15 protein-coding genes are annotated in these 14,027 nt (G+C 64.6%); 2 read left to right on the top strand and 13 right to left on the bottom strand.

The window, feature by feature from the left end:
• Position 1: 1 nt before the first annotated feature.
• From AC56K1_RS03965 to cyoA, 7 genes are all read right to left on the bottom strand, one after another.
• Positions 2 to 544 (bottom strand): response regulator transcription factor, encoded by a 543-nt coding sequence (locus tag AC56K1_RS03965; RefSeq protein WP_497156530.1) that lies wholly within the window; start codon positions 542 to 544, stop codon positions 2 to 4.
• Entirely contained in the window at positions 541 to 1,878 is a 1,338-nt protein-coding gene (locus AC56K1_RS03960; protein WP_497156529.1) for an ATP-binding protein, read from the bottom strand. The genes AC56K1_RS03965 and AC56K1_RS03960 overlap by 4 nt, the downstream gene beginning before the upstream one ends.
• A 108-nt stretch (positions 1,879 to 1,986) precedes the next feature.
• Positions 1,987 to 2,787: an SURF1 family protein gene (locus tag AC56K1_RS03955; protein WP_497156528.1), complete on the bottom strand. Its 801-nt coding sequence runs from the start codon at positions 2,785 to 2,787 to the stop codon at positions 1,987 to 1,989.
• On the bottom strand, positions 2,787 to 3,188 hold the full coding sequence (gene cyoD / locus AC56K1_RS03950) for a cytochrome o ubiquinol oxidase subunit IV (protein ID WP_489872801.1): 402 nt from the start codon (positions 3,186 to 3,188) through the stop codon (positions 2,787 to 2,789). Before cyoD ends, AC56K1_RS03955 begins: the two co-directional genes overlap by 1 nt.
• A complete protein-coding gene (gene cyoC / locus AC56K1_RS03945; RefSeq protein ID WP_497156527.1) occupies positions 3,185 to 3,823 on the bottom strand; it encodes a cytochrome o ubiquinol oxidase subunit III in 639 nt (212 codons plus the stop codon). The genes cyoD and cyoC overlap by 4 nt, the downstream gene beginning before the upstream one ends.
• Positions 3,816 to 5,819, bottom strand: a complete 2,004-nt coding sequence (cyoB, locus tag AC56K1_RS03940; RefSeq protein WP_497156526.1) for a cytochrome o ubiquinol oxidase subunit I — start codon at positions 5,817 to 5,819, stop codon at positions 3,816 to 3,818. The genes cyoC and cyoB overlap by 8 nt, the downstream gene beginning before the upstream one ends.
• 2 nt (positions 5,820 to 5,821) lie before the next feature.
• A complete protein-coding gene (gene cyoA, locus AC56K1_RS03935; RefSeq protein ID WP_497156525.1) occupies positions 5,822 to 6,862 on the bottom strand; it encodes a ubiquinol oxidase subunit II in 1,041 nt (346 codons plus the stop codon).
• A gap of 190 nt (positions 6,863 to 7,052) precedes the next feature.
• On the opposite strand from cyoA, the gene AC56K1_RS03930 reads away from it, so the two are divergent.
• The gene (locus AC56K1_RS03930) at positions 7,053 to 8,396 is read left to right on the top strand and encodes an MFS transporter (RefSeq protein WP_497156524.1); all 1,344 of its coding nucleotides are present in this window, start codon (positions 7,053 to 7,055) and stop codon (positions 8,394 to 8,396) included.
• A gap of 302 nt (positions 8,397 to 8,698) precedes the next feature.
• On the opposite strand, the gene AC56K1_RS03925 is transcribed toward AC56K1_RS03930, so the two are convergent.
• A complete protein-coding gene (locus AC56K1_RS03925; RefSeq protein ID WP_497156523.1) occupies positions 8,699 to 9,622 on the bottom strand; it encodes a ZIP family metal transporter in 924 nt (307 codons plus the stop codon).
• Positions 9,623 to 9,682: 60 nt separating this feature from the next.
• Entirely contained in the window at positions 9,683 to 10,705 is a 1,023-nt protein-coding gene (locus tag AC56K1_RS03920; RefSeq protein ID WP_497156522.1) for a manganese catalase family protein, read from the bottom strand.
• Positions 10,706 to 11,063: 358 nt separating this feature from the next.
• Here AC56K1_RS03920 and AC56K1_RS03915 point away from each other — a divergent pair, with 358 nt between their 5' ends.
• Positions 11,064 to 11,660, top strand: a complete 597-nt coding sequence (locus tag AC56K1_RS03915; protein ID WP_497156521.1) for a hemerythrin domain-containing protein — start codon at positions 11,064 to 11,066, stop codon at positions 11,658 to 11,660.
• Positions 11,661 to 11,780: 120 nt separating this feature from the next.
• Here AC56K1_RS03915 and AC56K1_RS03910 read toward each other — a convergent pair whose 3' ends face one another.
• The 4 genes from AC56K1_RS03910 to AC56K1_RS03895 all read right to left on the bottom strand — a co-directional run bounded on the left by AC56K1_RS03910 (position 11,781) and on the right by AC56K1_RS03895 (position 14,006).
• Complete coding sequence (locus AC56K1_RS03910) at positions 11,781 to 12,359, bottom strand: patatin-like phospholipase family protein (RefSeq protein WP_497156520.1); 579 nt, start codon at positions 12,357 to 12,359, stop codon at positions 11,781 to 11,783.
• Complete coding sequence (locus tag AC56K1_RS03905; protein ID WP_497156519.1) at positions 12,281 to 12,805, bottom strand: patatin-like phospholipase family protein; 525 nt, start codon at positions 12,803 to 12,805, stop codon at positions 12,281 to 12,283. The genes AC56K1_RS03910 and AC56K1_RS03905 overlap by 79 nt, the downstream gene beginning before the upstream one ends.
• Before the next feature lie 117 nt (positions 12,806 to 12,922).
• Positions 12,923 to 13,660: an LrgB family protein gene (locus tag AC56K1_RS03900; protein WP_497156518.1), complete on the bottom strand. Its 738-nt coding sequence runs from the start codon at positions 13,658 to 13,660 to the stop codon at positions 12,923 to 12,925.
• Positions 13,653 to 14,006 carry a CidA/LrgA family protein gene (locus AC56K1_RS03895; protein ID WP_497156517.1) on the bottom strand — a complete coding sequence of 118 codons (354 nt, stop codon included), beginning with the start codon at positions 14,004 to 14,006 and terminating at the stop codon, positions 13,653 to 13,655. The genes AC56K1_RS03900 and AC56K1_RS03895 overlap by 8 nt, the downstream gene beginning before the upstream one ends.
• Between the last annotated feature and the right edge of the window lie 21 nt (positions 14,007 to 14,027).

The following is a 14,027-nucleotide window of genomic DNA, read 5'->3' as shown; positions in this document are numbered from 1 at the left end:
CTTATTTGACCCGTTGTTTCTCGAGCTTGCGCGCCAGCGTGCGGCGGTGCAGTCCAAGCCGGCGCGCCGCTTCCGAAATATTGAAATCGGTCTCGGCCAGCACGGCGTGGATGCGCTCCCATTCGAGCGTCTTGATTGAGGTAGAGCGCGCGGTCAGCTCCACCTCGGCGTTGCCGGCCACGTGGCCGAAGGCGGCCTCGATATCGTCGGTGTTGGATGGCTTGGCCAGGTATTGCACCGCACCCAGCTTGATCGCTTCCACCGCGGTGGCGATGCTGGCAAAGCCGGTCAGCACGACGATCAGCATGTCCGGGTCGTGCTCGTGCAGCAGCTGGACGCAAGCCAGGCCCGAGGTATTGCCCTTGAGCTTGAGGTCGACGACGGCATAGCCGGGCGAATGCGTGCCGATCAGCGCGGTCGCTTCGTCCGGGCCGTGGGCCACCAGCACGGTGTAGCCGCGCCGCTCGAAGGAGCGGCTCAGGGTGCGGGCGAAGGCCTCGTCGTCTTCGATGATGAGCAGCAGGCGCTCAGGTGTAGCGGTCAAGTGCGGTCCTCCTCCAGTTCGATACTCGAGAGCGGCAGCCTGAGCGTCACCTGCGCCCCGCCCTCCGCCCGGTTCACTGCCGTCACCGCGCCACCCAGCTTGCGCACCACGTTCACGGCCAGGAACAGGCCCAGGCCGTGGCCCGGCTGGGCCTTGGTAGACTGGTAGGGCTTGCCGATCTGGCCCAGCATCTCCGGGGCAAATCCGGGACCGCGGTCCTGCACCACCAGGAACAGCACGCCGTCCTCGATGCTGGCCTCCAGCCCGACCCAGGCGGGCGAGGCCTCGAGCGCGTTGTCGAGCAGGTTGTCGATGGTCTGCTTCAGCGCCGAATCCGAGGCCACCGGCAGGTCGTCGAGGATGCGGTTATTGTACTGGAAGCTGCCTACCTGACGGCTCGCCTGCCAGGACGCGACGAGGCCGTCAAGGAAGCTCTTGACGGTGGTGCGCACCGCCGATTCGCCGCGCGCTTCGCCGGCCGACAGCAAGATGCCGCTGACGATGGACTTGCAGCGCTGGAGCTGGGTCTGCATCTCGGTGATTTCTTCCAGCAGGCCGGGATCGTTGCGGAACTGCGGCATGCGCTTCCAGTCGCCCAGGATCACCGAGACGGTCGCCAGCGGCGTGCCCAGTTCATGCGCCGCGCCCGAGGCCAGCAGGCCCATGCGCACGATGTGTTCTTCTTCCACCGCGTGCTGGCGCAGGGAAGCCAGTTGCGCGGCCTTCTGGCGCAGGGTGTCGGAGATGCGCGAGATGAACATCACCAGCAGCGCCGCATCGAGCGCAAAGCACACCAGCAGGCCCTGGATGTAGAGGCTCGACATGCCGCGCGCGTGATCGAATGGCAGCGCCAGCGGCTGCGCGTACATGGCCAGGCCGGCCATGCAGCCGATCGTGATCGCCACGATGGTCCAGGTCCAGAACACCTCGAGCAGCACGGCCGACAGGATCACCTGCAGCAGATACAGGAAGGCGAAGGGATTGGTGATGCCGCCGGACAGGTAGAGCAGCACGGTCAGGCTGGCCACGTCCACCAGCAGGGCCATGAACATTTCGCCATTCGACACCGGCCGCCGTTCGTGCCAGCGCAGGTGGCTGGCGACGTTGAAGGCGATCAGGCAGGCCAGCACCTGCAGCATGTGCACCAGCGGCAGCTCGATGCCGAACATCAGGATGGCCGAGGCGATGGTCGTGATCTGGCCGATTACGGCGATCCAGCGCAGCTCGATCAGCTGCAGCATGTTCTTGTGGCCGGCGGCGAACTCCACGTTCGCCGCGGCGGCCTGCGGCGAGGAACGTGCTGCCTTGGCGAAGAAATCGAGGGGGGATTGCATTGGGTCGTTTATTTTTCTTGGATGTCAGTGGCCAGGATGCGGTGACTGAATCAATCGTTAGCCCCAAGACGGCGAACAATGGAAACGGAGTTTTCGGCCATCCGGAGGCTAATGATCCTCGAGCTTGGCGCCATGCCTGCACACCCACCACCAGCCCCCAGCCACCATCAAGGCCAGAGCATACCAAGTCAGTGCATACACGAGGTGGTTATTCTGGAAGGCGATCACGGTCAGGCCGCCGACGGCGCGCTCGGGGGCGCCTGACGGATCCTGGCCTTTTCCGGCGTCCACGAAATACGGCGCGACGTTCGACAGGCCGCGGGCCTGCGCCAGCAGGGCCACATCGCGCGAGTACCAGCGATTATTCACCGGGTCGTTCTCGCGCAGGAAGCCGCCGCCCGGCTCGCTGATGCGCAGCAGGCCGGTGACTTCCACCCGCTCGCCTTTGGCCGCGCAGGGATTGGCGCCGGCGCGCCGCGCCGCATAGGTACCCGGCTTATTGTCCGCGGCTTGAATGAAGCCGCGGTTGATGAAGACGATATGGCCCTCTTCCATGCAGAACGGCGTGAGCAGCCAGAAGCCCGCGCCCAGCTCGCTGAGGGCTTGCACGGGGGTGGTGAACTCGTAGAGGTAGTGACCTGGCAGGCGTACGCGCCGGTATTCGTCGGAGGCCTTGGTGACGTGCGCCCAGCGCGCCGCGGCAGGCGCGGCAACGGCTGGTGCATGCACGCGTGCGTCGACGCGTGCGATCAGGTCCAGTTTCCATTGCAGGCGTACTACCTGCCAGGTTCCGAGACCCGCAAACAGCACGGCCAGCAGCAGGGCCGCCACCACCGCCACGCGGCGCGCAAAGGCGCCGCGTGGCGGGTGGGAGGATGGTCCTGCCGGCTGGCCGCGCTGGTCCTCCATTACGGCATGTCGTGCGTGCCGTGGGTCGTATCGCTGGCGCCGCCCATGGCCGGCATCATGTTGGCGTTCATGTGGTACATGACCCAGATGGAGCCGGACATGACGATCACCAGCAGCACGATAGTCAGGATCAGCGCCATCATGTTCCAGCCGTCCTCGGACTTCGAGTTCAGGTGGAGGAAGTAGATCATCTGCACGACCACCTGCACCGCCGCGAAGGCCAGGATCACAATGCGGGTGGTATTGGGCGGCAGAACGTTGCCCATCACCAGCCAGAACGGGATCGCGGTCAGGATCAGCGACAGCACGAAGCCGATCGCGTAATCCTTGGCGCTGTAATGCGTCACATAGGTTTCATGGCCATCGTGGTTGTGGCCGTGTTCGTGGTGTTGCACGCTCATGGCAGCACTCCCAGTAGGTAGACAAAGGTAAACACGCCGATCCAGACGACGTCCAGGAAGTGCCAGAACAGCGACAGGCACTGCAGGCGGCGGAAGTTCTCGCCGGTGAGCCCATGCTTTTTCAGCTGGACCATCAGCGTCACCAGCCACACGAAGCCGAACAGCACGTGCAGGCCGTGGGTGCCGACCAGCGAGAAGAACGCGGTCAGGAAGCCGCTGCGCGACGGGCCGGCGCCCTGGTGGATCAGGTGGTAGAACTCGTAGATCTCGAGCGACAGGAAGGCCAGGCCGAGCAGGCCGGTGACCGCCATCCACATGATGGTCTTGCCGACGTTCTTGGCCTGGGCCGAGATCATCGCGAAGCCGAAGGTGATCGACGACATCAACAGGAAGGCGGTGTTCACCGCGATCAGCGACAGGTCGAACAGTTCGGCGCCGGACGGTCCCCCGGCGTAGTTACGGCCCAGCACCGCATAGGTGGCGAACAGGGACGCGAAGATGAGGCAGTCGCTCATCAGGTAGATCCAGAAACCCAGCAGGGTGCCGTTCTCCGGGTGGTGCTCGCGCACCAGGTAGCGCGCGGTCACCTCGTCGGCGCTCAGGGCGCCTGGCATAGTGGCTTTAATTTCAGACATGGCTTTCCAGCAGACGGGTATGCGCTTCCTCGGTACGGGTGACTTCTTCCGCCGGGATGTAGTAATCGCGCTTGTAGTTGAAGGTGTGGACGATGATCGCGGCCATCATGGCGACGAAAGCAAAGCCGGTCAGCAGCCACATGTGCCAGATGATGGCAAAGCCCACCACCATCGCCAGCGCGGAGATCACGAAACCGGCCCAGGTGTTGCTCGGCATGTGGATCGCCACATAGGCCTTCAACGGACGCTGGTAGCCGTTCTTCTTCATGTCGGCGAAGGTGTCGTTGTCGTGCACGACCGGCGTGAACGCGAAGTTGTAGTCGGGCGGCGGCGAGGTGGTCGCCCATTCCAGAGTACGGCCATCCCATGGGTCGCCGGTGACGTCGCGCAGCTTGACGCGGTCTTTCCAGGTGAAGAAGATCTGCAGCAGCAGTGCGCCGATACCGCCGGCGATCATCAGGGTGCCGAAGAACGAGATCTGGAACAGCCACTGGATCGACGGATCCTCGAAATGGCTCACGCGGCGGGTCACGCCCATGAAGCCCAGGATGTACGGGGGGGTGAAGGCGACCCAAAAGCCGATCGACCACAGCCAGAACGAGACCTTGCCCCAGAACTGGTTCAGCTTCACACCGAACATCTTCGGCGCCCAGTAGTTGAAGCCGGCGAACAGGCCGAACAGCACGCCGCCGATGATCACGTTGTGGAAGTGGGCGATCAGGAACAGCGAATTGTGCAGCACGAAGTCGGCCGCCGGAATGGCCAGCATCACGCCGGTCATGCCGCCGATCGTGAAGGTCAGCATGAACGAGACGGTCCACATCATCGGCAGCTCGAAGCGGATGCGGCCGCGGTACATCGTGAACAGCCAGTTGAAGATCTTGGCGCCGGTCGGGATCGAGATGATCATCGTCGTGATGCCGAAGAACGAATTGACGCTCGCGCCCGAACCCATGGTGAAGAAGTGGTGCAGCCACACCAGGTAGGACAGGATCATGATGACGACGGTCGCATACACCATCGAGGTATAGCCGAACAGGCGCTTGCCGCAGAAGGTCGAGACGACTTCCGAGAAGATGCCGAAGGCCGGCAGCACCAGGATGTAGACCTCGGGATGGCCCCAGATCCAGATCAGGTTCACGTACATCATGGCGTTGCCGCCCTTGTCGTTCGTGAAGAAGTTGGTGTCGAACAGGCGGTCCATGCCCAGCATGGCCAGCACGGCGGTCAGGATCGGGAAGGACATCACGATCAGGATGTTGGTGCACAGCGAGGTCCAGACGAAGACCGGCATCTTCATCAGGCCCATGCCCGGTGCGCGCATCTTGATGATGGTGACGATCAGGTTCACGCCGGACAGCAGCGTGCCCACGCCCGCGATCTGCAGCGACCAGATGTAGTAGTCCACGCCCACCCCGGGGCTGGCGAGGATGCCCGACAGCGGCGGATAGGCCAGCCAGCCGGTACGCGCGAATTCACCCACGAACAGCGAGGCCATCACGAGCACGGCGCCCATGGTGGTCATCCAGAACGAGAAGTTGTTCAGGAACGGGAAGGCCACGTCGCGCGCGCCGATCTGCAGCGGCACCACGTAGTTCATCAGGCCGGTCACGAACGGCATCGCCACGAAGAAGATCATGATCACGCCGTGGGCGGTGAAGATCTGGTCGTAGTGGTCCGGCGGCAGGAAGCCGTGGTTGGAACCGAAGGCGAAGGCCTGCTGGGCGCGCATCATCAGCGCATCGGCGAAGCCGCGCAGGAACATCACCAGGCCCAGGATCATGTACATGATGCCGATTTTCTTGTGGTCGATACTGGTGATCCAGTTGTTCCACAGGCCGCTCCACTGGCGGAAGTAGGTGATCAGGGCCACCAGGCCCAGGCCACCCACGATCACGCCGGCGAAGGTAGCCAGCAGGATCGGCTCATGGAAGGGAATCGCGTCCCAGCTGAGCCGACCGAAGATAAGCTTCGTCAGGTCGAATGAGTCTTGCATGATTACTTTTTCACAGTGATGTTAAGGGCGCCCGGCGTAGGGGCGCTGCCGGCAGGGACCGGCGTGACGCAGACTTCCGCTTCCGCCATTTGGGCAGCGCCGGATTTCGGCAGCTGCTTGATTGCGGCGGCGACCTGGGCGCGCTTGTGGTCATCAAGCATCTGCTGGTTCATGCAGACAGTGCCGTCGGCCACGCAGCGGTTCAGGATGCGGTTGAACAGGGCCGGCTCGACCGAACCGTAATGACGCACCGGTTCGCGCGAGGTCGGTTTCTCGAGCTCGATGTAGCCGGCGCGGTCCAGCGCGCCCGGCGTGGCCTTCATCTTCGCGACCCAGGCGTCGAACTCGCCGGCGCTGACGCCCTTGTAGCCGAACTTCATGTGCGAGAAGCCTTCGCCGGAGAAATTGGTCGACCGGCCTTCGTAGTCGCCGGTCTTGTTCAGCACGGCGTTCAGGGTGGTCTCCATGCTCGGCATCGCGTAGATCATGCCGGCCAGGGTCGGGATGTAGAAGGCGTTCATCACGGTCGACGCGGTGATCTTGAAGCGGATCGGGGTGTCGATCGGCGTGACCAGCTCATTGACCGAGGCGATGCCCTGCTCCGGATAGATGAACAGCCATTTCCAGTCCAGCGCCACCACCTGCACCTCGATCGGCTTGGTCGACGCGGCGATCGGGCGGTTGGCGTCGATGCGGTCGAGCGGGCGGTACGGGTCGAGCTTGTGGGTCGAGACCCAGGTAATCAGGCCGAGCACGATGATGATCAGGAGCGGCGCGCCCCAGATCACCAGCTCGAGCTTGGTCGAGTGGTCCCAGTCGGGCTCGTACTTGGCGCCCGCGTTCTTGCGGTAGCGCCAGGCGAACAGGACGATCAGGATCATCACCGGAACGACGATGATCAACATCAGGAGGACCGACACCGTGATCAGGTCGGCCTGCTGTCTTGCAATATCGCCGTTGGGATTCATCACGACCGTGTTGCAGCCGGACAGCACTGCAAGCAGGAGTAATGGGAGTCCGCGGCGGACAATTTTAGGAATCATGCTAGGTATCTAACGTTACATGGGAATAAGAACATGCTACTGTACTGCCAACGGCCTACGGGAACCATTGGACACTTTGTCCCACCCATGCCGTCTTGCAATAAATGCATTGCGGTAAATAGTGGTGCCCCGGGCCGGGTAAAGATCAGCAACAAGAACGAAGAATCAGATTCAGGAATCAGGAGAAGATATGCAAAGCTCGACCCAGCACGGCGGCGCAGGTGCCGCTCCCATCAGCCACCCCACTAGCGGTGCCCGCAACATCAATGCCCGGGACGGTGAGATCCACCCGGCCGACATCGCTGTCGGTGTGGTCATTGGCCGGGCGTCGGAATATTTCGAATTCTTCGTCTACGCCATCGCCTCGGTGCTGGTATTCCCGTCGGTGTTTTTCCCATGGGCTGACCGGCTCGAAGCGACACTGTACTCATTTACCGTTTTCGCGTTCGCATTCATCGCGCGCCCCATCGGCACCGTGCTGTTCATGGAAATCCAGAAGCGCTATAGCCGCGAGATCAAGCTGACCATCGCCCTCTTCCTGATGGGCACCTGCACTGTTGTCATTTCGTTCATCCCGACCTACGGCCAGATCGGCGCGGCCTCGATCGTGCTGCTGTCCCTGATGCGCATTGGCCAGGGCGTGGCCCAGGGCGGTTCCTGGGACGGCCTGCCGTCCCTGCTGGCGCTCTCGGCCCCCGAGCACAAGCGCGGCTGGTATGCCATGCTCGGCCAGCTTGCCGCCCCGATCGGCTTCCTGATCGCCGCCGGCCTGTTCGCCTATTTGCTCACCAACCTGTCGCAGGACGATTTCCTGGTCTGGGGCTGGCGCTATCCCTTCTTCTGCGCCTTCATGATCAACGTGGTCGCGCTGTTCGCCCGCCTGCGCCTGGTGTCCACCAGCGAGTATTCGCGCCTGCTGGATTCCCACGAACTCGATCCGGCGCCGGTCGGCGAGCTGGTCAAGTCGCAAGGCAGCAACATCGCCATCGGCGCGCTGGCCGCCCTGGCCAGCTATGCGCTGTTCCACCTGGTGACCGTGTTCCCGCTGTCCTGGATCCAGCTCTACGACACCCGCCCGATGAATGAATTCCTGCACGTCCAGATGTGGGGTGCGGTCCTGGCTGCGCTGGCCATCCTGGCCTCGGGCTTCATCGCCGACAAGGTCGGCCGCCGCACCACGCTGGGCACGCTGGCGGCGCTGATCGCGCTGTTCTCGGGCTTCGTGCCGACCCTGATGGATGGCGGTGAAACCGGCCAGAACATCTTCATCCTGGTCGGCTTCACGCTGCTGGGCCTGTCGTATGGCCAGGCTGCAGGCGCCGTGACCTCGAACTTCAAGCAGCAGTACCGCTACACTGGCGCGGCCCTGACCTCGGACCTGGCCTGGCTGGTCGGCGCAGCCTTCGCCCCGCTGATCGCACTGGGCCTGTCGGCGCACTATGGCCTCGGTTATGTGAGCCTGTATTTGCTGTCGGGTGCGGTCGGCTCGCTGGCGGCGCTGAGCCTGAACCGGGCGCTCGAGATCAGGGACTAAGCTAACCCTGCGGCGCGGCCCCGGCCGCGCGCGTAAAACGCCGGCAGTGCGCAAGCACTGCCGGCGTTATCGCGTTTACGGGCCCGTTCTTGGCCGCCTCCCTCTTGCGCACCCGGAGTCGCAACGTTTTTTCCACTGCTTTGGGGTCAGGATGTACACGAGTTTGCGCGCCAGCCTGGACACGGACGAAGGCCGCGCGGCAGCGCGGGCCAGCATCCAGTGCTGTACGTGGGGTATTTGTTGATGTCGCACCAGTGCTCGCTGCCGAGGCGGGCCGCCTGAACCGAAAAAAGGGCCCTGCGCTACGACAGGGCCGTGTCGAGCACTGTCATCAGGATGAACCCGAACACGAGGGCGATACTGGCCCAGGTGCCGTTGCCGCTCTGGCGCGACTCGGGCACCACGTCGTTGACGATCACGAACAGCATGGCGCCGCCCGCGGCCGCCAGGGCGAAGGGCAGCATGCCGGCGGCAATGCCGATCAGGGCCACGCCAAACGCCGCCGCAACCGGTTCGATCAGGCCGGAAGCCACGCCCAGGCCCACCGCCCTCAGGCGGCTGTAGCCGACCGTGCGCAGGGCAAGCGCGACGACCAGCCCTTCGGGCACGTCCTGGATCGAGATGCCTGTGGTCAGCGCATGCGCCTTCTCCAGGTCGATGCCGGCATGGGCGACACCAATGGCCAGTCCTTCCGGCAGGTTGTGCAGCGCCACCGCCCAGACGAACAGCCAGGCGCGGCGCAGCGAGACGCCTTCTTCGCCCTGCTCGAGGATGCCTTCGATGTGCACGGCGCGGCCCAGCAGCAGGATGGCGCCCGCCCCGGCCATGATGCCGGCGCCGGCCATCAGGCTGGCCTCCCAGTTGCCGGCGCCGGCCGACTTGGCGGCGGCCAGCGCCGGGATGATCAGTGAGAAGGCGGTCGCGCCCAGCATGACGCCGGCGCCGAAACCGAGGAAGCAGTCGTAGGTGCGTTTCGAGAACTTCTGTGCCAGCAAGACCGGCAGGGTGCCCAGCGCGGTGGCCGCGGCGGCGGTCGCGCCACCGATCAGTGCGCGATGCATCTTGGGGTTGTCCGTGATGAGCTGCTCGACCATGCTGCCGAGCAGGAGGGCGCAGCCGGCGCCGCAAACGAGGAAACCGACGACGTGGCGGAAGGTCAGCGCGCGCAGGAAAGCGCGTGCGGAAAACAGCTTGTTGCCGTGTGCGTGCTCTGTACGAAAATTCATGCAATGCCCGGGAAAAAGGCCGCGCGGCGGGGGTGTCGCCACCCGCCGCGCGGCGCTGGCTTACTTCTTCATTGCTTTCGTCGACTTGGCCGTGCCTTTGTCGGACGGTTTGCCCAGGCCGGTGTCATCGAGCAGCCCGCCCTTCGATGCAGTGGACGGCTCGCCCATGGCATTGCCCGATGTTCCAGCCATCGTACCACCACCGGCGGACTGCATGCTCATACCGAGTTCGGCGCCGGTGCGCGGCGAGGACATCGGATCGGACATGGTGCGCAAAGCCATCTGCTTGAGGATGTCGATGTCGCCGCTCGGCAGGGCCACCTCGGCCTCGCCCGAGCCGCCGTCGACCGCCTGCTGCTTCTCGCGGTCGGTGACGAAGTCCCAGTCGGCGCCCTCGTTCCACGGGCCGCGCATCTCGCCCGGACCCTGGGACATGTTGTAGTAGACGCTGGCAAAGCGCGGATCGGCCGGCATTTTGCCCGGAGGAAAATTCGGCTCGATGGCATACAGCGCCTTCTCGAACGACTTCTGGTGCGCCACTTCGCGCGTCATGAGGAAGCCCAGCGCTTCCTTCACGCCCGGGTCGTCGGTGAGCGCGATCAGGCGCTCGTAGACGATCTTGGCGCGCGATTCGGCCGCGATGTTCGAGCGCAGGTCGGCGGTCGGCTCGGTGATCGAGTCGATGTAGGCAGCCGTCCATGGCACGCCGGCCGAGTTAACCAGCGGGGTCCCCGCGCCATACAGCACCTGGGTGATGTGGCTGTCGTTGCCGGCGCCGGTGATCGACTTGTACATCTCGGCTTCGCTGTCGACCGCTTCGGACAGGCGGCCCTTGGCGCCCTTGTTGAGCATGGCGACGATGTGCCCGATGATCTCGAGGTGGCTCAACTCCTCGGTCGCGATGTCGAACAGCATGTCCTTGCGGCCTGGATCGTCTTCCGATACGGCCTGGGTGAAGTAGCGCATGGCCGCCGCAAGCTCGCCCTGCGGGCCGCCGAACTGCTCGAGCATCAGGTTGGCCAGCCCTGGATTGGGGCCGCTGACGCGGACTGTGTATTGCAGACGCTTGTTATGTGCAAACATGAACTTGTTCCTCCGTGGATTGAACACGTGGGCAACGCGCCGAGAGCGTGCTTGCCCTTCAGGTGGCCGCCGCCGGGGTCGGCAGCCGAATGCGTTCATCTTGGCAGGCATGCGTGGTTGAGGTAATCAGGTGTCGGCGCGTGCGTCTGTAGGACTAGAGTGACATCTTGTTAATGGATGTAAAGATAATGTCGGTTAAGAAATTTTCTACGATCTCTTCAGAAAATAGTGCACAGGCGCGCTTCCGGTCGGGCCGCCGCAGGCGATCCGCACCGACACCGGCACGGCGCGCGCGCCTACAGTAAGGTCGGGCAGCGGAGCACTACCATGTTGGTTGACCGACCACAGGAGATCGACCATGTTTTCTCTTAATAAGCTGAGCCCGACGATCACCAACATGATCCGCTTCGACCATTCGCACGTCATGGTCACCTTCCACCAGTACCAGAAGGACAAGCGCCCGAGCGTCAAGAAAGCCCTGGCCGACACCATCTGCGACGCACTCGAGATCCACGCCACGCTCGAAGAAGAAATCTTCTACCCGGTCATGCGCAAGCGCGACGCCGGCGAGCCCTTCATGCACAAGGCCGAGCCCGAGCACGACGAGATGCGCCGCCTCATCGCCGAGCTGCGCCGCACCAGCGGCTCCGACCCGCGCCACGACAAGCTCGTCATGGAACTGATGCGCGACGTGATGCACCACGTGGCCGACGAGGAAACCACCCTGCTGCCGCATGCCGAAGCCATGCTGAGCCAGGATGCGCTGTCCGAGCTGGGCGCGCAAATGACCCACCGCCGCATGCAGCTGGTCGGCCCAAAGGCCGGCAAGCTGGCCAAGAACCATGCCGTCGGCTTCTCCGGCAGCGGCACCGCGCTGCTGGTCGGCCTGGCCAGCGCCGTGTTCGCGGCAAAGGCTTTCGGCCCAAAAAAAACCTGGAAGTCGAACCCGGCTTGAAGAGCCGAATCAGCTGCTGATCGCAGAGCCGCTCACTCACCGCAGGGTGGGCAGCTCCACCCGACACGGTGCGTCGCGTACGCCGCCCACGCGTTCAGGCAGCACGCGCGCAGCCCCGGCTCAAGCCCTGAACACCAGCGCCGGATCGAGCGTCGCCCTCACCCCGATATCGTCGAAATGCCGCGCCAGCCACTGCTCGGCCGCCGCCACCCCGCGGTCGTGCAGCATCTGCAAGAATCCCAGCTCCGAATTGAACTTCCTCGAAATGCCGAACTCCCGCAGCACGTCGAGCGCGCTGATCATGTGCAGCCGCACCGGCGCGAAACTCATCGACGCGCCGCCTTGCTCGTCCTGCACGCCCTGGGTATGCAGCAAGCTGCTCACCTCGCGCACGAAGCTGATGTTGAAGGCGATCTCATTGGCCCGGTTGCTGATGTCGGCCATGCTGCGCGGCGTCTCGGTGCGTGCGATCGGGTTGATCTGCACCACCAGCAGGTCGCCCGCGCCGCCTTCCTCCAGCAGAGGCGTCAGCGGCGGATTGGCCGTATAGCTGCCGTCCCAATACAATTCTCCTTCCACCTCGACCGAGGCAAACACGGTCGGCAGGCAGGCCGAGGCGATCACGCGCTGCACGTCCAGCTCCTCGCGCCGGAACAGCTTGCCCGCACCGCTGTGCAGGTTGGTCGCGCCGATGAACACCCCATCTCTTCGCAGGCGCGCACGCGCTCGAAGTCAATCAACGCGGTGAGGAAATGGCGCAGCGGATTGGTGGTCAAGGGCTGCTCGCGCACGGGTCCGGCCATGGCGCCGGCCATTTCCATCAACTGGTAAAAAGGCGAATGGCTCATGGTGAAGCCGCCGGCCATGTGGTCGAGCGGCGTGCGCTGCAGCGGGCTGAACAATGCGGTCTTACCCAGCGCGCGCCAGAAGCGGTCGAGCGCGCGGCGCGCGCCTTCGTGTCCGCCGCCGTGCGCATAGCCGTCGGCTACCACGGCCGCATTGATGGCGCCGGCGCTGACGCCGCTCAAGGACGTGATCTCGCGCCGCCCCTCCTGCAACAGGCGGTAGAGCACGCCCCAGGTGAAGGCGCCGTAACTGCCGCCGCCCTTCAACCCGAGGCTGATTTTCTTGATAGGTATTGCCACAACTGACTCCTGAAGCTGAGAGCGGCCGGAATGACCGCGTATGGACTGGAGTCAAGCAATCTAAGAGAGTTGACGGCGCGACGGTGCCGACAGGCAGGTACCCAGCTGCCAAGCGGCTCAGGCCAGCCAGCGCATCACCAGCGGCGCCAGCCAGGGCGCGAGCAGGGCTGTCATGGCGCCATTCAGGCCCATCGCCAGCCCGGCGAAAGCGCCCATCTCGGCGCTGACCTGAAAGGCGCGCGCCGTGCCCACGCCATGCGCGGCCAGGCCCAGCGCAAAACCGCAGGCCGCGGGCGAGGTGATGCGCAAGGCGTCGAACACATAGCGCGCGACGATGGCCCCAAAGACGCCGGTGCCCATCACCAGGGCAGCCGTGAACGCCGGAATGCCGCCGAGGCGCTCGGACACCGCCATCGCGATCGGCGAGGTGGCCGACTTCGGCCCGAGCGTGGCCGCCAGTTCCGGCGTGGCGCCGAGCAGCACGGCGATCGCCACCGCCGACACGATGGCGGTCACGCAGCCGGCGACCAGCGCGCAGGCCAGCGGCAAGAAGGAGCGCCGCAGCCGCGGCAGCTGGCGCACCATCGGCACCGCCAGCGCGACCGTCGCGGGGCCAAGCAAGAAGTGCACGAACTGGGCGCCGGCAAAATACCGGCCGTAGGACATGCCCGAGACCCACAGCACCAGCGCGATCAGGCCGACCGCGATCGCCACCGGGTTGGCCACCGGCGAGCCGCCGAAGAAGGCAAAGACCCGCTGCGCCGCAAGGTAGGCGCACAGGGTCATGGTCAGGCCCAGCAGCGGCGAGGCGGAGAGATAGACCCAGAAGTGGCTCAAGCCGGCCAACTCAAGCATCGTGTTCCTTTGCGCTCGCACCCAGGCCGCGCAGCAGCAGGCCGGTGACGCTGAGCGTCAGCACGGTACTGGCGACCAGCGAGGCGAGGATGGCGAACCAGTGCCCGGTGCCGCTGGCTGCGGTGGCGACGATGCCCACGCCGGCAGGGATGAAGAGCAGCGACAGGTGCGAGAGCAAGGTGTTCGCGCCCTGCTCCACGGCGGTCAGCAAGGGCGGCCAGGAGACCAGCGCGATCATCAGGAGCAGCATGCCGGTAACGGGCCCGGGCAGCGGAAGGCCGAGCATGAAGACAATGCCTTCGCCGAGGCACTGGAACAGCAGGAGGATGGTGAATGCGGGCAGCATGGGCGCTCCTTGGGGGAAGCG

Source organism: Telluria sp. ZB4P37 (genome assembly GCF_059685855.1).
This window is presented reverse-complemented; position numbering and strand designations above follow the sequence as displayed.